This window comes from Pseudomonas sp. GW821-FHT03C07 (assembly GCF_059420925.1).
Map to the genome: position 1 here is coordinate 229,413 of NZ_JBWKUQ010000004.1, position 23,509 is coordinate 252,921.

General features: G+C 61.2%; 12 protein-coding genes. 5 read left to right on the plus strand and 7 right to left on the minus strand.

Features of this window, described 5'->3' with window-relative positions:
- Window positions 1-50 precede the first annotated feature (50 nt).
- Together AC07VG_RS10375 and AC07VG_RS10380 are read right to left on the minus strand one after the other, a co-directional pair.
- On the minus strand, window positions 51-1,559 hold the full coding sequence (locus AC07VG_RS10375) for an amino acid permease (protein ID WP_495002345.1): 1,509 nt from the start codon (window positions 1,557-1,559) through the stop codon (window positions 51-53).
- Window positions 1,556-2,851, minus strand: a complete 1,296-nt coding sequence (locus AC07VG_RS10380; RefSeq protein ID WP_495002344.1) for a class-III pyridoxal-phosphate-dependent aminotransferase — start codon at window positions 2,849-2,851, stop codon at window positions 1,556-1,558. Before AC07VG_RS10380 ends, AC07VG_RS10375 begins: the two co-directional genes overlap by 4 nt.
- A 198-nt stretch (window positions 2,852-3,049) precedes the next feature.
- Between AC07VG_RS10380 and AC07VG_RS10385 the strand changes: the two genes are divergently transcribed.
- Both AC07VG_RS10385 and ggt read left to right on the plus strand, forming a co-directional pair.
- On the plus strand, window positions 3,050-3,943 hold the full coding sequence (locus AC07VG_RS10385) for a LysR family transcriptional regulator (protein ID WP_495020990.1): 894 nt from the start codon (window positions 3,050-3,052) through the stop codon (window positions 3,941-3,943).
- Between the two features lie 231 nt (window positions 3,944-4,174).
- Window positions 4,175-5,902, plus strand: a complete 1,728-nt coding sequence (gene ggt / locus AC07VG_RS10390) for a gamma-glutamyltransferase (RefSeq protein WP_495002342.1) — start codon at window positions 4,175-4,177, stop codon at window positions 5,900-5,902.
- A gap of 238 nt (window positions 5,903-6,140) precedes the next feature.
- Here ggt and AC07VG_RS10395 read toward each other — a convergent pair whose 3' ends face one another.
- From AC07VG_RS10395 to AC07VG_RS10415, 5 genes are all read right to left on the minus strand, one after another.
- Complete coding sequence (locus AC07VG_RS10395) at window positions 6,141-7,682, minus strand: ArnT family glycosyltransferase (protein ID WP_495002341.1); 1,542 nt, start codon at window positions 7,680-7,682, stop codon at window positions 6,141-6,143.
- Window positions 7,679-9,370, minus strand: coding sequence for a lipid IV(A) 4-amino-4-deoxy-L-arabinosyltransferase (gene arnT, locus AC07VG_RS10400; RefSeq protein ID WP_495002340.1), 1,692 nt, complete (start codon window positions 9,368-9,370; stop codon window positions 7,679-7,681). Before arnT ends, AC07VG_RS10395 begins: the two co-directional genes overlap by 4 nt.
- 321 nt (window positions 9,371-9,691) lie before the next feature.
- The gene (locus AC07VG_RS10405) at window positions 9,692-10,132 is read right to left on the minus strand and encodes a CBS domain-containing protein (protein ID WP_495002339.1); all 441 of its coding nucleotides are present in this window, start codon (window positions 10,130-10,132) and stop codon (window positions 9,692-9,694) included.
- A 173-nt stretch (window positions 10,133-10,305) separates the two neighbouring features.
- Window positions 10,306-11,061, minus strand: a complete 756-nt coding sequence (locus AC07VG_RS10410; RefSeq protein WP_495021119.1) for a YkgJ family cysteine cluster protein — start codon at window positions 11,059-11,061, stop codon at window positions 10,306-10,308.
- Window positions 11,062-11,197: 136 nt separating this feature from the next.
- The gene (locus AC07VG_RS10415; protein WP_495020991.1) at window positions 11,198-12,112 is read right to left on the minus strand and encodes a helix-turn-helix transcriptional regulator; all 915 of its coding nucleotides are present in this window, start codon (window positions 12,110-12,112) and stop codon (window positions 11,198-11,200) included.
- Window positions 12,113-12,419: 307 nt separating this feature from the next.
- On the opposite strand from AC07VG_RS10415, the gene AC07VG_RS10420 reads away from it, so the two are divergent.
- From AC07VG_RS10420 to AC07VG_RS10430, 3 genes are all read left to right on the plus strand, one after another.
- Entirely contained in the window at window positions 12,420-14,129 is a 1,710-nt protein-coding gene (locus tag AC07VG_RS10420) for a ShlB/FhaC/HecB family hemolysin secretion/activation protein (RefSeq protein ID WP_495020992.1), read from the plus strand.
- Between the two features lie 11 nt (window positions 14,130-14,140).
- Window positions 14,141-14,650, plus strand: coding sequence for a toxin-activating lysine-acyltransferase (locus AC07VG_RS10425; protein WP_495020993.1), 510 nt, complete (start codon window positions 14,141-14,143; stop codon window positions 14,648-14,650).
- Between the two features lie 74 nt (window positions 14,651-14,724).
- Window positions 14,725-23,496 carry a two-partner secretion domain-containing protein gene (locus AC07VG_RS10430; RefSeq protein ID WP_495021120.1) on the plus strand — a complete coding sequence of 2,924 codons (8,772 nt, stop codon included), beginning with the start codon at window positions 14,725-14,727 and terminating at the stop codon, window positions 23,494-23,496.
- Window positions 23,497-23,509 lie beyond the last annotated feature (13 nt).

A 23,509-nucleotide genomic window follows, 5' to 3' on the forward strand; every position in this document is an offset into this window, starting at 1 on the left:
AACCCATGAAAAAGGCCCCTCGCGGGGCCTTCTCACGCATCGATCCGAGACTACTTGTCCAACCGCCTGGTACTCGGTCCGGCTGTTCCCGCATTCAATTTCCGGCGTAATGAAACCAACCACCACAGTGCGCCCACTCCCAGGGTAATCCCGGTGGTGATCGCCCCGGTATGGCTTTCCTCCGGCACGCTCAGGGTCAGGATCACCACCAGCGCCCACAATCCGCCCAGCACGATCATCGGCAGCAACCAGCGTCCGAGGCTGAACACCCCCAGCGGTGCAACCGGCATCCGGCCGTTCCGGTACGCCAGGTAGGCGGCGATCAAGGTCAGCAGGTAGGTGCAGTAGTAGGTCAGTCCGACCATCGAGTAGATCGCCGTGACAAACCCACCGCTGGCCAGGTTCAACAGCACGGCAATGGCGGTGATCAGCACGATGGACGCCACCGGGGTGCCGAAGTGCGGGTTGATCCGCGCCAACACCGTGGAACCCGGCAACATATTGTCTCGCGACAGGGCGAAGGTCATGCGCGTGGCCACCGCCATATTGGCAATCAGGCAGGCCAGGATCGAGGCGAAGGCAATCACGATCATCACGGTGCCGGCGGCGTTGCCCAGTTGCAGGCGCACGATGTTGATCACCGGGTTTTCCGACTGCTTGAGCAGGTCGCCCACCGAGCCGGGTATCGCGATGCTCAGCAGCGCAAAGACCGCGAAGCCCAGTACGCTGGACACCAGCACCGCGCGGATCATCGCCCGTGGCGCGGCCCGGCGCGGGTCCTTGGTTTCTTCCGAGAGGTCCGCCGCGCCTTCCCAGCCCAGCAGCACCGAGACCGGCAACAAGGTGGCCAGAGCCAGGGTGGTAAAGCTGACCTCGCCACCGCTGACCGGCGCCGCCGACGTCAGGATCGCCACGCCCTGGGTGTGTTCGAAGAAGAAAAACACCCCGAGGAACAAGGCCACCGCCAGCAGCACCGTGCCGACAATCTCGATCATCGCGCCGATATCGTTGATCCGCGTTGCCAGGCGGATACCGCAGATATTCAGCAAACCCACCACCAGCGTTGCCCCGATGCTCAGGCCCTGGATCTGCCCTTGCGTTGGGTTGGCCCAGATCTCCGGCGCGAACACCGTACCGATGGCCGCCGCAGTGGCCGCCGTACCCGCGACAAAGGAGATGAACGCCACCCAGCCGGTAAACCAGCCGAAGTGATTGCCGGCCAGGCGGCTGGACCACTGGTACGCATAGCCGGTCAGCGGAATGCGCCCGGCCAGATGGCAGTAGACCATGACGATGCAGCACACCAGCGGAATCACCAGCAACCAGAGCAGGATGCCGATGCCGCCGACCCGGTTGAAGGGATCGGCGAACAACGTGACCACGCCGGTGTTGATCGAAACCATGGAAAAGGCCAGGGCAAAGGAGGTAAACGCACTCATGGTGCGGTGCATCTTCTGCTCGTAGCCGAGGTTGGCGAGGTCGGCGTCGTCGCTGGATAGCCCGCTCCCGGCGGGTTCGGCGCCGGCCAACGGACGCTTGCTTTCAAGGACTGTGCTCATGCCCGTTGCTCCTCAATGATGCCCAGGACTTCGTCCAGTACGTCGAGGGCTTTGGCCAGCAACGGGCGCTCGATGTCCAGCGGCGGCTTGACCTTGATCAGGTTGCCGAGCCCGGCGTAACGACTTTCCCCGAACAATACGCCACGCTCCACGCCCAGGCGATAGACCTCATGGGATTCGCGGCAGGCCGGCTCCTTGGTGGCGCGGTCCTTGACCAATTCGATCGAGGCCATCAGCCCCGGGCAACGGACGTCACCGATTAACGGGTGGCGCTGTTGCATCTCCAGCAAGCGAGCAGTGGTGTATTCACCGGCCAGTCGGGCCTTCTCGCACAGGCCGTCGGCGACAATCGCTTCCACCGCCGCGTAACCGGCGGCCAGCGATACCGGGAAGTGGCCGAAGGTCAGGGCTTCCTCGCCTTCGTCAAACCACTGCAACTGGTCGTTGGCCAGGATCCCCGCCAACGGGAAACCACCGCCCACGCCTTTGCCGAAGACGATGATGTCCGGCACCACATCGTAGTAATCCGCCGCCCACATAGTGCCCATGCGGCCGAAACCGGTCTGAACTTCATCGAAGATCAGCAGCACGCCCAGGCGGTCGCAGAGCTCACGCACGCCCTGGTAGTAGGACCGCGGGAATTCGATATGCCCGCCGTTGCCCTGGATCGGCTCCATCATCACCGCTGCCACGCCGCCGTCGACGCCCTTGAGGATCGTTTCTTCCAACAGCCCGAGGCACAGTTGCGACTCCATTTCCGGGTCCATGCCCAGGCGCGTGCGATAGGGGTTGGGATGCGGCACGCGGGTAAAGCGCGGCTGGATCGGCAGGAACGGGTTATTCGGGTGCGGCCAGCTGGCGCCGAGGGTGGCCAGGGAGCGGCCATGGTAGCCGTCCTGCAGGACGATCAGGTTCTGCGCGCCGGGACGGTTCTTGAACGCCAGTTTCATCGCCATCTCGCCGGCTAGGCTGCCATGCAGGGCAAAGCCCATCTGGTTCAGTTGGGCGGGGGAGACTTCGCGCAGCTTGGACACCAGCCGGGTATGGGCCAGCGAGCCGAAGTTGGGGCGGATATGGGTCATGTCGCGCAGTTGCGCAATCGCCGCTTCCACCACCCGCGGGTCATTGGCGCCCAGGTTGTTGGACCAGGCCTGGGCGGTGCAGTCGATGTATTCCCGGCCCTGGTCGTCCCATACCAGGGAGCCGCGCGCCTTGACCAGGTTGATCTTGTCGGCGGGATGCGCCGCGGCGGTCGGGGAAAGGTTTTCGGGGGATTTCATCACGTCATTCATCTGCTTATCTCTTTTGTTCGGGGCAGTGTTCGTGGTTTTGCAGTGACTGGTTTTGTGGCTCGCCTGCATCGAGCTGGATCGATACTAGCGCCGGGGCCGTGGGCTTTAGAAAGACCGATGGACCGTTGATTATTTGGCCTGGCTTATAAGTCGTGGCATGATCGACGCAGATTTCGTCGAAGAACGGGAGGGCGGCAGATGCTGATCAACGGGGTGGATATCCGCCAGTTACGGGCTTTTGTGATGGTCGGCGAGGAGCTGAGTTTTGTCCGCGCGGCGACCCGACTGCATGTGTCCCAGCCGGCGTTGTCGCAGACGATTCGGCAGTTCGAGGCCCTGCTGGATGTGCCGCTGTTCGAGCGCAACACCCGCAAGGTCGCCCTGACCGACGCCGGGTTGGCGCTGTTGCCGCAGGCGCTGGAGATTCTCGCGAAACTGGCGCAGCTGGCCCAGACGGCCAGCGATCATGCGGTGGGGCTGCGCGGCTCGCTCAAGGTCGGCTTCCTGATTGGTGCCGGGGTCGACCTGATGCCGCGCATTCTCAGCTCGTTCGCCAAGCGCTTTCCCCAGGTCAAGGTGCTGGTCAAGGAGTTCGATTTTTCCGAGCCCCATGCCGGCATTGCCGAGGGGATGGACGTGTCCATCCTGCGTCCGCCCCTGGGCTTGCCGGGTGTCGAGCTGATCACCCTGGTGGAAGAGGATTGCGTCGCCTGCCTGCCCAGCACCCATCGTTTGGCCGAACAGGCGACGGTCAGTATCTACGACATTCTCGATGATCCGATCGTGGCCGCGCCGGGTAGCAATGTCTGGCGCAGTTACTGGACCGCGGATGCGTATCGCGATGGCCGCAGCGCGCCGGTCATACATGAAGCTTCCACGGTGGAGAGCGAGTTGCAGGCGGTGGCTTCGGAGCGCGGGATCAGCATCACCGCCTCTTCGACGGCGCGGTTTTATGCGCGTCCCGGGTTATCGTTCCCGGTTATCCGCGATATGCCGCCGTGCACGGTGTGCGTGGCACTGCCGGCCCAGGCCAGTGTGGCGGCGCGCAATTTTGCCGAATTGGCGCTGGAGGTTGCCGGGCGAGCGGGGTGAGTCCTGCGCCCCAAGCTGGAAGCATTCGTTGGTTTCGTCGCCCGATGGGGCCGTCAGGGCTGACGGTTCCCGGTTACATCAAGTGTTTGCCCTGTCCCCCTGGCTGAACGTGGCACCCATAAAAAGTTGCGCATTGGTACTAGGTAAATACCGCGGGAGCGCCTACCTTGGTAAAGGCCTGCGCAGGCAGGAGCCTGCGTTCCCAGCAAATAAAAACAAGAGAATCGGCTTATGAAGTTTGAACCCCTTGCGCGTTCGCTCCTGGCGACAGCGCTGATTCTGGCTATTTCCCCTGTTCATGCGGCTTCCCAGGCCCCGGTCGCGGGTGAGAATGGCATGGTGGTCACAGCGCAGCACCTGGCCACCCATGTCGGTGTCGATGTGCTCAAGTCCGGCGGCAACGCGGTGGATGCGGCGGTTGCTGTCGGATATGCGTTGGCGGTGGTTTATCCGGCCGCCGGCAATCTCGGTGGTGGCGGTTTCATGACCGTGCAGTTGGCCGACGGTCGCAAGACCTTCCTCGATTTCCGCGAAAAGGCCCCTATGGCCGCCACGGCCAACATGTACCTGGACAAGGACGGCAATGTCGTCCCCAACCTGAGTTCGAAAGGCCATCTGGCGGTCGGCGTACCGGGCACCGTCTCGGGCATGGAACTGGCGCTGGAAAAGTACGGCACGAAAAAACGCGCGCAGATCATGGCTCCGGCCATCAAGCTGGCTGACGAAGGCTTTGTGCTGGAGCAGGGCGATATCGACCTGTTGCACACCGCCACCGATGAGTTCAAGAAAGACCTTCACGACTCGGGCTCGATCTTCCTGAACAAGGGCGAGCCGATGCAGGTCGGCCAGAAGCTGGTCCAGAAAGACCTGGCCAAGACCCTCAAGGAAATCTCCGCCAAGGGCACCGACGGTTTCTACAAGGGCTGGGTCGGCAAGGCCATTGTCGATTCGAGCCAGGCCGGCAAGGGCATCATCACCCAGGCCGACCTCGACAAGTACAAGCCCCGCGAGCTGGCGCCTGTAGAGTGCGATTACCGTGGCTACCACGTCGTTTCGGCACCGCCGCCGAGCTCGGGTGGCGTGGTGATCTGCGAGATCATGAACATCCTCGAAGGTTATCCGATGGCGGACCTGGGCTATCACTCGGCCCAGGGACTGCACTATCAGATCGAAGCCATGCGCCACGCCTATGTCGATCGCAACAGCTACCTGGGTGACCCCGATTTCGTCAAGAACCCGGTGGCGCACCTGCTGGACAAGGGCTATGCCGAGAAACTGCGGGCAGCCATCGATCCGCAGAAAGCCGGGATCTCCCAGGACATCAAGCCCGGTGTAGCGCCCCATGAAGGCAACAACACCACCCATTACTCCATCGTCGACAAATGGGGCAACGCGGTATCGGTGACCTACACCCTCAACGACTGGTTCGGTGCCGGTGTCATGGCGAGCAAGACCGGGGTCATCCTCAACGATGAGATGGACGACTTCACCTCCAAGGTCGGCGTGCCGAACATGTACGGCTTGGTGCAGGGCGAAGCCAATGCCATCGCCCCGGGCAAGACGCCGCTGTCGTCGATGAGCCCGACCATCGTCACCAAGGATGGCAAGGCGGTCATGGTGGTGGGTACGCCCGGTGGCAGCCGGATTATCACCGCGACCTTGCTGACCATGCTCAACGTCATCGACTACGGGATGAACATCCAGGAAGCGGTGGACGCGCCACGTTTCCACCAGCAGTGGATGCCGGAGACCACCAACCTGGAGGATTTCGCGGTCAGTCCGGATACCCGCAAGATCCTCGAGGGCTGGGGCCACAAGTTTGCCGGTCCGCAGAGCGCCAACCACTTGGCGGCGATCCTGGTCGGTGCACCGTCCCTCGGTGGCAAGCCGGTAGGCAACAACCGCTTCTACGGTGCGAACGACCCGCGTCGTAATACCGGGTTGTCACTGGGATACTGAGGCTCACACGTAACCTGGTGGGCGCCGGCTTGCCGGCGATGGCGATGTCACATTCAGCGCCGCCATCGCTGGCAACTGGAGCCACCTGGCCACTCGTTCAGAGTCGGGAGATCGGCGTTGTTGCTGAGCGATTGAGCGTCAGGTAGACGTCCAGGTGCTTATCCTTGTCGGCGAGCACCACTTCATCGCCTCTCCTTGAAAGAAAAAAAGGGCACCTTGCGGTGCCCTTGTTCGTTGGCTAAAGCCCCTTGAGCTTGGGGATATAGGCCACGCTGCCACTTTCTTTCTTTTTGGCCAGCCGCGCACCGTTGGTGAGCTCGGTGGTGACCACCTCATGATCGGCCGACAGATAGCTCAACGGTACCTCGTCGTGCTTGCTGTAGCTGGTGACGATCAGGGTGCGTGACGGGTCCCAGTGCTGGCCACTGGTTTTCTCCAGCCAGGCCATGAACGCCGCGCTGTCGCCGCTGCGCGGGTAGTCCTGGGAGTCCTTGACGTAGTAGAACGGCGTGCCCTGGTTGTTCATGTACATCGGCAGTTTGTTGTCCACCTCGATCATGACCATTTTCCATTCGTCCCAAGGCATTTGCTGGCTGGCCTTGGCCCGTACGTCGTCGGCGAATTTGATCACGCCACCGCCGCTGTTGGTCCATGGGTAGAGCACGCCGATCACCAGCAGCAGAAGCAGCGCTGCCGCACCGAAGCCTTTCGACCAGCCCGGTCCCGCAACCTTGCCGGCCGCACGCTTCTCTTCAAGGCGCCGGGTCACCCACCAGGCCGCCAGCAACTGGGCGAACGGGACCAGAGGCAGTACGTAGTAGCTACGGCGACTGCCGCTGAGGGTGAAGAACAGGAACAACAACCCCAGTCCCCAGACCAGCCAGCGGGTGTTGGGCTCGATCTTCTTCCATTGGCGCAAGGCGACCCACAGGCCGAGGATCCAGAACGGGGCCCAGGGCAGGGTGTAGGCCGGCAGGTAGATCAGATAGGTGTAGATCGGCCCCATGTGGTCGAAGGGGTTGAAGAAGCGGACCACGTTTTCCTTGAACACCAGCGCCAGGCCGCTTTCGCCATACGTCGGCGAGCCATAGAAATGCGACAGCACGAACGGAATGGAGTACAGCGCGCCGGCAATCACCAGGGCGACGAACAGACGTGGGTTGAGGTGCCGTTTCCAGCGCCCGTCAGCCAGCACGTGAGGCAGCAGGATCAGTCCCGGCAGGATGAAGCCGATCAACCCCTTGAGCAGCGACGTCAGCGCGAGGATCAGGAAAAACACCGTGTAGCGGCCCAGCCGGGTATCGTCCGGCCCGCGCCAGTACCACCAGATGGCCGCGACCACGCCAAACACCGTGAGGATGTCGGCGGTCGCCACCCGTGCCCAGAACACGAAATAGAAGGTGGTGGCCAGCATCCAGCCGGCGATCAGGCCGGTGCCCTTGCGCCACAGACGTTCGCCGATCAGGTAGACCAGCCAGACCGTCAACCAGGCGGCAATCACCGACGACAGGCGCAGCGACCAGTGGCCCAGGCCACCCATCAGACCGGCGCTGGCGGTGATCAGCCAGTAGGAGGGCAGTGGCTTGTCGTAATACGGCGAGCCCTTGAGGTAGGGGTCGAAGTAGTTGCCCGATTGCAGCATCTGCAGGGCGATGTTGGCCCAGCGCGTTTCCGCACCCCACAACTCCCGTTGGCCCAGGCCCACCAGTAGCAGGATGGCCGATACGATAAGCAGAAGCGTCAGGGCGCCTTTGTCTGTTTTCCAGAAACTCTGATTCATGGTTGGGTCTGCGGGAAGATCATGATGATGGTATTACCCTTTTGATAACGCTTGCCGTCCAGTGGAAGCTGCTCGACTTCGCGCATTTCGTCTACGCTTTTGACACGTAGCACTACACCGACCGAGCCCTGTTTACGGGCTTCAGTCATCCATTGTTCGACGTTGGCGGAGTTGACCTGCCGCTCGGCGGCATCAGGATAGTCGAGACCGTACTTCAATTCACCCGCTGTGTTGAACAAATCCACCCGCGGACGTTGCAGGCGCCAGGCCAGCGCGGACGCGGCGCCCAGTTCGTTGCTCAGCAGGCGGTTGGTCTGGCGCAATTCATTGACATGTTCTGCAATAAATTGGTCCGGCATCCGGTTGTCGACGATGCTGGCCGGCATGCCCGCCGGCAGCAGCGCCACCAGCAAGCCGATCCCCAGCGCGGGCATGGCCCAGAGGGTCAGTGGACGTAGTGCTTGCAGGGCGTTGGCGATGATCCAGCCCATCAGCATGATGAACACCAGCGAGAGATTGAAGACTTCCGCATGGCTGTTTTCGTAGATCGACCGGCTGGTTTGCAGGTAGATCAGGGCCACCATGGCCGCTACCCCAAGAACCAGGTTGAGCCAGCCATTGATCCGCAGCATCCGGCCTTCGGCGCGGGCCACCCGATCGATCAGCGCATTACCCATCATCAGCGCCAACGGCAACAGGCACGGCATGATGTAGGTCGGCAGCTTGCCGCGGCTCAGGCTGAAAAAGGCCAGGGGCAGCAAGAACCACAACCACAGGAAACCGCTGCCGGGCTGGCGCTTGTCCTGCCAGGCCTGCTTGAACGTCGGCAGCAGCAGTACCGACCACGGCAGGCAGGACACCACCAGCAGCGGCAGGTAGAACCACCAGGGCCGGGCGTGCTGGGCGTTGTCGCCGGCAAAGCGCTGGACATGTTCGTGCCAGAAGAAGAAATTCCAGTAGTCGGGCTCCTGGGCGTTGACCGCCAGCACCCAGGGCAGCGCGACGATCACCGCCACGACCACGGCCAGCGGGCCATAGCGCAACAGCTCACCGAGGCGGCGCTGCCAGATCATGTAGGGCAGGGCGATCAGTACCGGCAGCAGCAGGGCGAGGAAACCCTTGGTCAGGAAACCCATGCCGCAGGCCAGACCCAGGCCGGCCCAGGCATACAGGCGATGGCGTCGCGTGCTGCTGTCGACCGCGAACCAGAAGGCGAAGAGGCTCAGGTTCGACCACAGGGTGAATTGCGGATCGAGGTTGGCGTAGCCGGCTTGCCCGGCGATCAGGCCGAAGCTCATGAACAGCAGGGCCGAGGCGAAGCTCTTGCGCGGGTCGTTCCACAAGCGCCGTGCGATCAGGTAGGTCAGCAGCACGCTGAGGCCGGTGGCCACGGCCGAAGCCACGCGCACCCCGAAAAGATTGTCACCAAATATTGCCTGACCGATGGCGATCATCCAGTAGCCGGCAATGGGCTTTTCGAAGTAGCGCAGGCCCATGAAGTGCGGGGCGGTCCAGTTGCCGGTCAACAGCATTTCCTGGCTGATCTGCGCGTAGCGCGGTTCGTCGGGAATCCACAGGCCGTGGCCCAGCATGGGCAGCAGGTAGAACACCACGAAGGCCAGGAGCAGTACCGGTACGGACCAGCGCCTGAGCGTCGCGGCGGAAAGTGGAAACACGTGAGGGTTCATGGGTCGACCTTAGCGGTAAGCGCCGCAGCTAGGGTTTGAGCGGGCCATGCACAATGCATGTACTTGATGGCCCGATCCAGAATTTCGATGTTTAAAACTGTAAAGGATAGACAAGGCCGTGTGAGGGCAGGGGGCGAATGTAGAGAGGCGCAGGTGGGAGTGAAGTGAAAGCGTTGTGAAAAAATCGGAAATAGCGCCAGGAGCCCCGTATTACCTGGGTTTCATAAACATTTTGACATACTTTATTGGGCGGTCATGGAGGCGACAGGAGCGAGCGGGTTTGCTCCTGTCGTGAGCCTGTCCATGGCCGGGGAGGGGGGCTTATTCGCCGCGAATATACTGTTCCAGTTGGCGGATCAGGTCGGCCTGTTCGGCAATGGCCTCTTTCACCAGGTCACCGATGGACAGCAGGCCGATCAGTTGCCCGTCTTCGACCACCGGAAGATGACGCAGGTGCTTGTCGGTCATGATACTCATGCAGGTTTCCACGCTCTGGTGTGAGTCCACGCTGATTACCGGCGCGTTCATGATTTCGTGGACCTTGGTGGTGACCGAGCTGAGCCCATGCAGGATCACTTTGCGGGCGTAATCGCGTTCGCTGATGATGCCCACGACCTGGCCGTTTTCGAGTACCGGAAGGGCGCCGACATTTTTCGAAGCCATCAGGATCAGGGCTTCGAACACGGTATGGTTGTGGGCGATCGTATGAACCCCCTGATGCTGGCTACCCTTGAGTTTCAACAGCTCTGCGACGGTTTTCATGGACGGCTCTCTCTTGCTGTTTTTGTTGGGCGGCCACATTCCATCGTAGCCGTTATTACAGAATCGTAGACGGATACTGTGAGGACGATGCAGAAAGCGGCCTGTAGACGCTGAAAAAACGTCATAGCCTGGTTTTTTGGCGTAGAACGCCGCCGTTCACTGAGCCCAACGCCTCAATCGGCGGGCCGCAAGGGGATAAACCGGTAGTGTCCGGCACCGGATTGAGTGACGGCAGCACCGTGAGCGAGCAGTGCCTGGGCGCTCTCTTCATCGGCCAGTTGAAAAGCCCACTGCTGTTCAGTGGCGCTGATTGCCCGATGCTCTTGAACCTCCTCGATCGCCGCCAGGAACGCCTGCATATCGGGCAGGTAAGTGGCGAAACCGTTGCCCTTGAGGGCGGTGGTGCTGATGTCGAGGCGGGCACAGATGGCTGCCTTGGCCCCGATATCCTCGCGGTCGGCCTGGCGCGAGCGCTCGATCAGCCCGGCCAGTTCCTGGTCGACCAACTGTCCGCCGACGATCAGGGCTGGGCCTTGCTCCCAGGACTCGGGTGGGCAGTCCTTGCGGTCCGTGCGCAGCGGGATATGCGGATTGATCTCCGCCGGATAGATACGGCAGACCAGCGGGCGCCGTTCATAGATGCCGCAACGATTGTCGGCATCGAGATTGCGGCACGGCCCGTTGTTGTAGGCGGCGAAAGTGACGGCCAGCCAGGCCTGGGTTGTCCCGCTGGCAACCAGGATCGAACGGCGACGGGCGTGTTCGAATTGTGCTGCGGCCACCCCGTGGCCGTTTTCCAGGAACGCTTCCACCAGGACGATCACCGTGCCGCCGTCCGCGGCCCATTGGCGGGACTCTTCGAGCGTCAGTGGAACGTAGTGGTCATTGCAGCATTTGCCGCAGCCCACGCAGGAAAATCGTGTGTTGATCAACTCGCCACCTCATCCAGCTCTTTTTGAACCGACGCACGAGCGCCGGCCCCCGTGGTTGCACGGAGTTTGAGCTGTGGAGGGGCGAGTAGCCTTTTTGTTACAGAGTTGGAGAAATAAACTCAGTGGCTGGGATTCAGTTGCTTCCATGTTCCGGCAGTCGGCGCCGAAACCGCCCCGGCGGCAGGCCCTGGGTGGCCTTGAAGCGGCGCGAGAAGTAAGCCTCGTCGGCAAAACCACACAACTGCGCAATCTGGCTCAGCGGCTTTTCGCTGTTGAGCAGGTGCGTGCGCGCCAGACGCATGCGGCGTTCCAGGACCAGCTCCGAGAAGGTGCTGCCGGTTTCCTTGCGCAGCAAGTGCGTCAGGTAGTTGGGCGACAGAAAGGCCGCCTCGGCGGTGTCCTTGAGGTTCAGTGCCGGGTCGGCGATATGCTCGCGCACATAACCCGATATCCGCGCCAACGCATCCCGCCGGCCGCGGCGTGCCGCCTTGTTCGCCGACAAGGCCTGCAACTCGCTCGCATACAGGCTGCAGACCTTGCCCGTCAGTTGCAGCAAGCAACCTTTGAGCGCCTGTCGGGTTCCGAGGTCGCGACCCTGATCCAGCTCACGCATCTTTTCCAGCAGGCCCAGGACCTCGGCGAAGTCGTGATCGGCGAGGATGAAATCCAGGTGCTCCTGGTGCTGGAAGGGTGAGAGTTCCGGCAGGTCATGAATGGACAGGTCCTCCAGGTCCAGCGGATCGCAGTGCAGGTGCGGCAGGAAAAATGCCTGGGAAAAATTGATCAGGACAAAATTGCCGTCTTCCGGGTGCGGGATCAGGTGCAGGCGATGGGGCAGGATAAACGCCAGGGCCTGGCGCGGATAAGGCCGGATGGCGCCGCCGATGTGCTGCACGGTGTCGCCGCCCAGGTTGATCTGGATCTGGAAGTAGTCATGCCGGTGTGGGGTGACGATGGCCGGGCGGGCCTGCTTGTCACGGATATAGAAGTCCGGGCGGTCGCTTCGTTGCTGCATGCCATAGGTGCGCACACGGGAGGAACTCGACATCGACACTGTCCTTAAGATTGAACCAGATGCCGACATTCTAAGAGGCGAGGGAGGTCTTTGCGACGCAATGCGGGGGTTTTCGCTAGTGCTGGTTTGTCATCGCCGGTGCTTTTGTTTTCTGCGGTTCGGAACTTTTCTGAGTGGATGTATCCAATTGTTTCGCTCTTGTCGGTTTTTTTATTACAATTGTTCGACAACGCGCTGACTCACGGCGCGTTGCAGGAAGTTTTATTCTCAGGGATGTGTCGTGTTTTTCAAGCCTTATTCGTGTGCCCGGCTGCGCGCTTCTGTGCGTGGCCGGTTCGTCGTGCAACGTTCGTTGTATCCCCTCGCAATCGTCAGTCTGTTTGCCAGCCTTGCTGCCACGGCGGCCGAGCCCGCGGAGCCGCTGGCGCCGCAACAGCCGTTGCAGCGCCAACAAGAGCGCGAACGGGTTTTGCGTGAGCAGCTCGAATCCTCTCCTGACGTACGCCTCAAGGCTTCCCCGGATGATGGCCAGGGCCGGCTGCCGGCCAATGAAACGCCGTGCTTCACCATTCGCCATATCGTGCTCGAAGGCGAGGCGTCAGCCGCCTTTCAATGGGCCCTGCGTGCTGCCAACCCGGCGTCCGATCCCGCGCTGGGCCGTTGCCTGGGGGCCGCGGGCATCAACCTGACCATGAAACGCATACAGAACCTGATCATCGCACGGGGTTTCATCACCACGCGGGTGCTGGCCGCACCTCAGGACCTGAGCCAGGGGACGCTTTCCCTGGTACTGATCCCGGGACGCATCAAACACATTCGGTTTGCCGAAGGCACCTCGTCGCGAGCGACGCTGTGGAACGCCATGCCCGCCCAACCCGGCGATCTGTTGAACCTGCGGGGCATTGAACAAGCCCTGGAGAACTTCAAGCGGGTGCCCACGGCCGAGGCTGACGTTCAGATCACTCCGGCAACCGACGCCAATGCCAAGCCCGGAGAAAGCGATGTAGTGATCCTCTGGAAACAAGCTTCGGTGGCGCGCCTGAGCCTGTCGGCGGACGACTCGGGGAGCAAGGACACGGGTAAATATCAGGGTAACGTCGCGCTGTCGCTGGATAATCCGCTGAGTCTCAATGACTTGTTCTATGCCAGCTTCAGCCACAACCTGGGTGGTGGCAAAAGTGGTGATCGCGGTTCTCAAGGGCACACCCTGCACTATTCGCTGCCGTACGATTACTGGCAGCTGGGCCTGACTTCCAGTGAGTACGACTATCACCAGACCGTGGCCGGGATCAATCAGAGTTATGACTATCAGGGCCGCAGCAACAACAACGAACTGAAGCTTTCACGACTGATCTACCGCGATGCGGTGCGCAAGACGTCGGCATGGGGCAGTGGCTGGACGCGCACTTCCAGCAACTACATCAATGACACTGAAATTGAAGTGCAACGCCGGCGCATGGCGGGGTGGCAACTGGGGCTTGATCACCGTGAGTTCATTGGCCGCAATACCCTGGATCTGGGCCTGGACTATCGACGTGGAACCGGGGCGGACCACGCCTTGCGCGCACCGGAAGAAGACCTCGGCGAGGGGACATCGCGGCCGAAGATCATCAACGCCAGTGCCCAATTGCAAACCCCGTTCCGTTTAGGGGCGCAGCAATTTCGCTACATCGGCGCCTGGCGCGGCCAATGGAATCGCTCGCCGTTGATTGCTCAGGATCGTTTCTCCATCGGTGGGCGCTACAGCGTCCGCGGCTTCGATGGCGAACAGATCCTGTCCGCCGAGCGCGGCTGGACCTTACGCAATGACCTGGGTTGGTTCGCCTTTCAAACCGGCCAGGAACTCTATCTCGGCGTCGACTATGGCGAGGTCGGCGGGCAGTCCAGCCAGTACCTGTCCGGCAAGCGACTGGCCGGTGCGGTGGTCGGTATGCGGGGGGGCTACAAGCAGGTTTCCTACGACCTGTTCATCGGCCAACCGCTCATGAAACCCAAGCATTTCGAGACTGCCGCCGTGACCAGTGGCTTCAACATCAACTGGTCATTTTGACGGAGACCGACATGCAGTTCGGCAATCTTGAAATCCTTGCACCCCAGCAGTTCGACGAACCCTGGAACGAAGCAACCGTGTTCGGTTCCGCCGTCTGGTTGTGGATGCAGTCGGCGGCCCATCGGGATGCGCCGTTGCATACCTTGTCGGCACTGCTGCTGCCGGCGATCAAGCAGCGCCAGTTCATGCTCGCCAGCGAGCAGGGCACGCCGGTGTTCTACATGGCATGGATGAACCTCAGCGCCGAGGCCGAACAGCGCTATCTGCACAACCCTGCGGTGTGCATGCCCGAGGCTGACTGGAACAGTGGCGAGCGTCTTTGGATCAGCGACTGGGTCGCGCCTTTCGGGCATACCAGGCAGCTATCGAAATTGCTGCACAGCCGTCTCTGGGCGCATCGCTTCGGCCGTCACCTGGGGCATCGGGGCGATGAGCGCGGCTTGAGTATCAAGACTTGGCAGGGCATCGGTGTCCTGCCTGCCGAAGCGCGTGCCTGGTTCGCCACGCACCCGCTGCCTTAGGTCTCACAACCCGCAGCTTTTTATCTTGATATCGGGCGCCTCTACGGATTGGCGCAGCTCAAAAGGAATTGAACATTAACAAGCATCTGTATCGGATCATTTTCAACAAGGCGCGTGGCCTGTTGATGGTGGTGGCCGAAAATGTGAGCTGCGGCTCGAAATCAACCGGCGGCGGAGTGACAGGCACAGTCTCTGGCGTCGGCTGCGTGGTACGTCTGACACCCCTGCGTTTTGCCCTGATGGCGGCGCTGGGCCTGATCACGCTGGGCGCCGCGTCGGCCCAGGCGGCCGTGGTCGCCGACCCCGGCGCGCCTGCTGCGCAGCAGCCGGGCATCGGGGCGACCGGGAGCGGAGTCACTCAGGTCAATATCACCGCGCCCAGCGCCGGTGGTGTGTCGCGCAATACCTATCAACAGTTCGACGTCGATCGGCGTGGCGTGATCCTCAATAACTCGGCGACCAACAGTCAGACCCAACTGGGCGGCTGGGTGGACGGCAATCCGGCGTTGGGCGCAGGCACGGCGCGGGTGATCCTCAACGAGGTCAATTCGAGCAATCCGAGCCAGCTTAACGGTTTTGTCGAAGTGGCCGGCTCCCGGGCGCAGGTGGTGATCGCCAACCCATCCGGGATCAGCTGTGACGGCTGTGGTTTCATCAACGCCAATCGCGCGACCCTCACCACCGGCAAGGCGCAGTTCGAGAACGGCGCAATCAGCGGCTATCAAGTCAATGGCGGCAAGGTGTCCATCAACGGTGCCGGGATGGATACGCGCAACAGCGATTACACCGAAATCATCGCGCGCACCGTTGAGGTCAACGCGGGTGTCTGGGCCAAGGACCTGAGCATCCAGGCCGGCAAGACCAGCACCGACAACGGCGCTACGCCGGTGGTCGGCATCGATGTCGCGCAACTGGGCGGCATGTATGCGGGCAAGATCGTCCTGGTGGGCAATGGCGCCGGTGTCGGGGTGCGCAATGCCGGGCAGATCGGCGCCAGCGCCGGCGACGTGGTGATCCGCGCCGACGGGCGTTTGGAAAACAGTGGACAGATCAGCAGTGCCGGTTCGACGCAGGTCGGGACCGGCGCCGGCGTCCAGAACAGTGGCACGCTGTACGCCAAGGGCGACCTGACGGTCAACACCTCGGCCGATATCGACAACAGCGGTATCGTTGCCGCCCAGGGCAATACCCACCTGACAGCCGTGAACCTGAGCAGCATCAGTGGCTCGACCCTGGCCGCCGGGGTCGACAGCAGTGGCAAGCTGGGGCAGACCGGTTCGTTGACCCTGAATGCTTCGGGCCAGCTCAGTGCCAAGGGGCAGAATCTCGCCGCCGAAAGTCTGCAGGCCCAGGCAGCGGCCGTCGACCTGAGCGACAGCCAGACCTCCGCCGCCCAAGTGACGCTCACCAGCAGCCAGGGTGATGTCGACGTCAGCCGCGCGCGCGTGACCGCCAAAAACACCCTGACCGCCACGGCGCAGAAAGTCTTGCGCACCGATGGCGGCAACGTCAGTGCGGCCCAGGTACGGCTCAAGGCCCGTGACTTGTCCAACGTGAAGGGCGCAGTGCTGCAGAGCGGTTCTTCAGCCACGAGTATCGAACTGCAAGGGTCACTGGATAACAGCCAAGGCGTGATCGCCAGTCAGGGCGCACTGAATATCACCGCCGCCTCGCTGACCAACTACCAAGGTAGTATCGGCTCGGTAAAATCGAGCCTGACACTGACGGCCGCGGGCGGCGTGCTGGACAACAGCGGCGGTCACATCGAGGCACTCCAGTCGATCGCGCTGGTCTCGGGCCAGTTGCTCAACATCGCAGGCTTCGTCGATGCCGGGCAGACCCTGAACATCACGACAGGGGCCATCAGCAATGGCAGCGGTGGGCAACTACAAAGCGGGACCAACACGACCATCGTGGGCGCCAGTCTCGACAATCACGGTGGGCGCATCGAAACACTGGGCGACCTCAGCTTCACGATCGGCGGCAAACTCGATAACAGCACCGGCCTGATTCGCAGCGGTGGCGATCTGTTGATGACCGCGGCGCAGCTCGACAACTCCAGCACCCAAGGCCTGGATCAAGGCATCGAAGGGCGTACCCTCGGTTTCACCGTCGATCAACTGGGCAACCAGGGCGGCTCGATCATTGCCTCTCAGGCGTTGACCGTGACGGGCAGCGGTACGGTGAACAACCAGTCCGGAAAAATCTCGGCCGGCACCCGGTTTCTGCTGACCGACCGTAACCTGGCGGCCAAAACCCAAATCGTCAGCAACCAGGGCGGCACGTTGATCGCGGGGAGCGCGTTGACGCTCAACAGCGCCAGCTATACCGGCAACGGTCGGGCCTTGAGCCTGGGCGATCTGTCTTTCACGCTCAATGGCGATTACGTCAATGCCGGCCTGCTGCAGGCCAACGGCAACCTGAGCCTGACAACCACGGGGCTACTGAGCAACCAGGCCGGCTTGCAGGCGGGCAACCTGCTGACACTCTCGGCCCGGCAAATCGATAACGCGGCCGCCGGTGAAATCAGTGCTCAGCAGGTACAACTGAATGCCAGCGAGTCGCTGGTCAACCGTGGTCTGATCAATGCTCAGTACACCCGGCTGAGCGCGCCCACCTTGAGCAACCTGGGTACCGGGCGAATCTACGGTGACCAGCTATCGCTGGCGGCGGGCACGCTGACCAATACCGTCGAAAACGGCACGGCGGCGGTGATCGCCGCGCGCGTGAGTCTGGATATCGGCGCGCAATACCTGAACAACAGCGAACACGGGTTGATCTTCAGTGCCGGTGACATGGCCATCGGTGGCGCGTTGGACAGCGACTACCACGCCACCGGTCAGGCGCTCGAACTCAATAACGCCAGCGCGACCATCGAGGCCCTCGGTGCCCTGAAGTTGAATGCGGCCTTAGTTCGCAACACCAACGAACACTTCTCGACACGCGAGGTCGAGCTTTTGCGTCAGGCGCTGCAACAGTATCAACTGACGGGCTCGGTCAATCGCTACGATCCCAATCAGATTTCGATCTACAACAACGAAGTCGACATTCTGGTGACCCCGGAAGGCAGCAACGACGATTGGAACCGCTACGACCTGACCCGCGTGGTGACCCAAACCCAGATTGCCAGTTCCGATCCCGGGCAAATACTCGCCGGCACTAACCTGACCATCAATGCCGACCAGGTCCTCAACGACAAGAGCCGGATCATTGCCGGTGGCGTGTTGCAAACCAACGCCAACAGCCTGACCAACACCGAAGTCGCGGGACAGCAGGTCACCACGGACAGCGGCACACTCACGAACTTCTATCGCATCCAGCAGAAAGGCCGTGACAAGCAGGGGGCCGACTCTGTCGCCTACAACCCGGCGGCCAGTGTGCAGGCGATCTCCTTGCAACCGACGGTCTATGCACAGAACACCGCCCCGCAAGGCAGTGGCACCCAGGTGGCGGGTCTGACCCTTGGCTCGGTGAGCGCTGGCGAGGTGTCCAGCGCAACCCAGGGGCCAAGCCTCACGCCGATCAGCGAGGTGCTGGCCAGTTCCACGAAAAACGTTGCCGGCGTGGCTGAGCGTATTCTCACCGGCGGAGTGAACAGTGCCTTGCCGGACAACGCGCTGTTTCGTCCGAACCCCGCCAGCACCACTGGCTATCTGATCGAAACCGATCCGCGCTTCACCAACTATGGCAAATGGTTGTCTTCGGATTACATGCTCGGCCGGCTGAACCTGGACCCGGCGGCGACCCAACAACGCATGGGTGATGGTTTTTATGAGCAGAAACTGATTCGCGAGCAGGTGGCACAGCTGACCGGCCGCCGTTTCGTCGATGGCTATGCCAATGACGAAACGCAGTACCGGGGCCTGATCGATAACGCCGTCACCTACGCCAATAGCTGGAAGCTGATTCCCGGTGTGGCTTTGACCGCGGCGCAAATGGCCCAGTTGACCAGCGATATCGTCTGGTTGGTGGCCAAGGATGTCACCTTGGCCAATGGCGAAGTACGCAGTGTGCTAGTGCCGCAGGTGTACGTGCGAGTCCGTGACGGTGACATCAACGGCGCGGGCGGGTTGATGGCCGGGCAGCAACTGAACCTGAACGTGACGGGCAATCTGGTCAACAGCGCGAGCTTGTCGGGACGGCAAGTGGTCTCCATCAAGGCCGACACGCTGAATAACCTGGAAGGGCGCATTCAGGGCAGCGCCGTTAGCCTTGACGCGACGCAGGACCTGAACAACCTCGGTGGCCAGATCAAGGCTGACAAGAGCCTGATGGTCAGCGCCGGGCGTGATCTGAATGTGCAGTCCAGCACCATCAGCACCCAGAGTGCGCAGGGCAGCCAGACCAACTTGTCGCGGGTCGCCGGCCTGTTCGTTTCCGATCCGGCGGCCACCCTGTTGGCCAGCGCCGGACGGGATATCAACCTGCAGGGCGCACAGGTGGTCAATAGCGGCAGCTCGGGTGTTACCAGCCTGTCCGCCGGTCGTGACCTGAACCTGACGACGGTCATCGAGACACGTGACCAAAGCAACCACTGGGATGGGGACAATTGGCGTACCGAGGCGAGCCGCAGCGAAAGTGGCAGCAGCCTCCAGACCCAGGGCGACCTGAGCCTGCGCGCTGGCAACGATCTCAATGTGCGTGCCGCGAGTGTCAGCAGTACGGCGGGTGTTGTGATTGCCCAGGCGGTGCGGGACGTCAACCTGATCTCCGGCGAGAACATGCGCAGCGCCGACGAAGCGCACAAGGTCAAAGGGAGCAATGGCTTCCTCTCCAGCAAAACCACGACCACCCGCGACTCCGTCACTGAAACCACCGCCCAGGGCTCGCACCTCGATGCGCAGCAACTGGCGGTTCAGGCCGGTCGCAACCTGGTGGTTCAAAGCAGCGAAGTAATCGCGGAAAAAGGTGCGGCTCAGCTTCTGGCGGGCAACGATCTTTCGATTGTTGCCGCTGTCGACAGCACGCAGACGCGCCATGACAAAGACAGCAACAGCCGCAGCCTGGGTGGATTCAAGGCCAGCAAAGTGACCGACAAGGTCAGCGAAAGCCGAACCACGGCGGTGGGTAGCCTGGTCTCCGGCAACAGCGTCGCGGTTCAGGCCGGACAGGATGCATTGGTCCGGGGATCATCGCTGGTGAGCACGGCGGATCTCACCGTGAGCGCGGGGCGCGATCTGAGCGTTGATGCGGCGCAAAACACCTTCACCCGCAACGAACTGCACAAGGAAAAGAACCACGACTTCACCGGCGTGCTGACGGGGAACAAGCTGGGCCTCGATGACATGACCGGCAACCAGCACCTGTCCATCAGTAGCCAGAACCATACCGGCCAGTCCTCGGAAACCACCTTGACCGGCAGCACTCTCGGTTCCAGTGCCGGCAATGTGTCGCTCAGCGCCGGTCGCGCGCTCGGGGTGACGGCCAGTGATTTGGTCAGTACGCAGAGCATGAGCCTGACCGGTGCCAATGTGAGCATTGCTGCCGGTATGGAGAGCGCGAGTCAGAGCAGCACCGACGAGACCCGCAGCCTGGCGGTGGGGCGAGTGCTGGGCGGCACGGTGGTCGATAGCTACAACACCATTCGCAGCGCGATACAAGTCGCGAACAGCGCGGACGATCCTCGACTCAAGGCGGTGAAGTGGGCGCAGGCTGCATTGGCCGGTTACAACCTGGGAGGGGCATCGTCGGATGCCTACGATGGTCGATCGGGCTATTCCAACAAGACGGGCAGTGCTAACAGCAATGGTTCGTTGATCAAGATCGGCACAGAGTTGGCGAGCACCCACACCACCAGCACCAGCGAGTATGACAGCCAGACGGCCAAGCAAAGCTCGCTCACGGCCGGTAAAACCTTGACGATCATCGCCGATGGCAGCGCGCCGGGGACGGCAGGCGATATTCATATCATCGGCAGTGGCATGAAAGCGGCCGATACGCTGTTGCTGGCGAAGAACAACATCACCCTGGAAAGCGCGCAGGACACCGCGAACTGGGCCAACGACAGCAATAACGACAAAACCGCGATCGGTGCCAGTTTCAATATCGGTGAGCAGAATGGATTCACCCTCGACCTGGGGGCGTCCATCGCCAAGAGCATGGGCACTGGCGGTTCGGTAACCCAGGTCAACAGCACCCTGGATACCGGCTCGCTGGTCCTGCGCAGTGGACAGGACACCACCCTGGCTGGCGCGCAGGTCCGGGCGCAGAGCATCAAGGCGGATATCGGCGGCAATCTCAATATCACCTCGCGCCAGGACAGCGAGACCCAGAAGAGCGAGCAGGGCAGTGCTGGTTTCGGCGCGAGCATTTGTATTCCGCCGTTCTGCTACGGCTCGACGGTGACGGCTTCCGCCAGCTTGGCGGCGGGCAACATGAACAGTAACTACAAGGCCGTGACGGATCAGAGCGGTTTGTTCGCGGGGGCGGGTGGTTACAACATTCATGTGGGTGACAAGACCACGCTGCAAGGCGCGGTGATTGCCAGTGAGGCGTCTGCGGACAAGAACTTGCTCGATACGAATCGGTTGATCGTCAGCGACATTAAAAACACCAGCGATATCAAGAGTCAGTCGGTTGGCCTGTCGCTGTCCTATGGCAGTTACTCCGGGTCGACCGTGGGGGGTAGCGTTCCGCTGTCGCTCAGCGACTCGGATCACAGTAAAACCCGTAGTGCGGTCAGCGAAGGCACGATAGTCGTGCGTAGTGCTGAGGGTGCGAATGATCTGGTCGGACTTAACCGTGATACCGCGAACGCCAACCAGAAGCTGGACAAGCCTGACCAAAAGGCGATGCAGGAGCGCATCGACCTTATTCAAAGCACTGTGCAATTGGCCACCGGCATCGTAGATGCGGTTGCCAAAGCCAAGTCGGATGCCGCGAATAAACTGGCAAAAGAGGCGGAAGAGTCGAAAGGGGTCATGTCGGATGCGCAGCTAGCGGCCACGAATGCAGCTGCGAATGCGGCTGCGGCAGATGCGGCCAGTTGGAACATTGGTGGCGACAAGCGAATCATGGCCGATATCGCCACGGGCCTGCTCGCTGCGGGGTTGGGCGGCGCGGGCGGGGCGACGGCGGTGGGTATCGTGGCCAATACCACGGCGGCGGATACCTACAAGAAAATCGGCGACTATGCCGATCAGCAACTGGCGGACGCGACGCGCAGCAAGGACACAAGTCTGCAAGCGGTGTGGGCTGAAGGTGGCTCGGCGCGTATCTTGCTGCATAGCCTGGCCGGTGCATTGCAGGGCTTATCCAGCGGTACGGCGGCGAATGGCGCGCTGAGCGCCGGCGCATCGGCGGCTGTTATGCCGACCTTGGACCAGGTACTGAAAAATAACGGTATCGACCCGGAAAACCGCGATGCTCTCGGCACTTGGATCGCCGCGGGGGTGGGGGCTGCCGTGGCAGGTGGCAGTGGTTCGATCGCGCAGGCGAGCGGTGCCGTTATTGCCGGCAATATCGATAAATACAACCGTCAGGCTCACCCTACAGAAGCACGCTTGATCGAAGAGGAAGCCCCCAAAATGGCGGCCGAGCTGGGCATCAGTCCAGCCGAAGCCGAGCAGCGAATGGCGCGCGCGTTTGCTTTCTATACGGATGCTCAGTGGAAACAAACGATAGGGGGGGCGGACAGTCAGTTTGATGCGAAAACGTTGGAGCATTTGGGAAGTGCGCTTTCACCACTGGCAGCTCGGTATGACAGTGTTGCTGCAACGCTTGAAAGCGGGGGGAAGGCCTATACCTCCGATGAAACGTTGAGTCTGATAAAAAACTACAACGTTGCTCACTCGGCTGAGTTCAAGGACTACAACGTCAATATTAGATATTTGGGCGATTCCGACAGATTCAATACGGCCAATCTGGTTGACTATTACAAGCTGAATCTTGATTACAGTGACAGCAAGCACGGGGCGATTGATCCGTACTTGGGTGGGCTGGTAGGTGGGGGATTAAGTGCCTGGTCTGGCGTCCGATCAATCGCATCTTTGGGGAATGAGCTTTTATCCGGTCATCCATTAGACGCCGCGAATAGCCTTCTCGATCCTTTTGTCGAACCTAGCTCGGACATGGTTACCAACTGGCTGACCACGAAAAGTGGTCAAGATTTTGTTTTCGGGCTGCAGAACAATAGCTACGAGAAGGGGCTGCAAACGGGGAAAACCACCGTTGATCTGGCGACGCTGCTGATTCCGGGGCCGGGTGAGGTTGCTGGGGTTGGAAAGGTAACCAAGGTTACGGAGCTCAGTAACCTTGCTAAGCTGGGCGACGAGTTGGTTCAGGCTGAGCGGGGGATAGGTGGTACAAAAAGTACTGATGCCATTGCAGGCTCGAACATTGGTCGTTCTGACCTTGGAGACTTGCTAGGTCGTGGCGGTAATAAGGATGTTTATGCCTATGGAGACAACCAAGCCGTTGGCGTCTTGCGTAATGGAACGAATTCGCAGGCGATTTCCGACGAGATCGACATGCTCGGTAAGTTGCATGATGCGGGAATTCCCACAGTGAATCCTCAAGCCGTGAGTGTTGACGGTACACCTGGTATGCTGATGGACCAGTTTGCTCAAGGGTCGAAAGATGTCGTGAGGCTTGTGGAGGGGAAGGTGCGCATTGTCGGCGATTCGCCACTCCTCAATCAACAAAGCATTTCAGATCTACAAGGTATTCGAGATACAATAGTAAATAACAATATTCAGATCAACGACCTGCAGTTTCTGATTAGCAACAAGGGGCGCGTTGTGGTTGCTGATCCGCTTGCTGTTAACTTTAACGCTGCGCCGTCAAGAAATAATCTTCGAATGATCGATTTGTTGATTCAGGCAGCACGGAAAAATGGACCGTTTTAATGGAGGCTAAGTA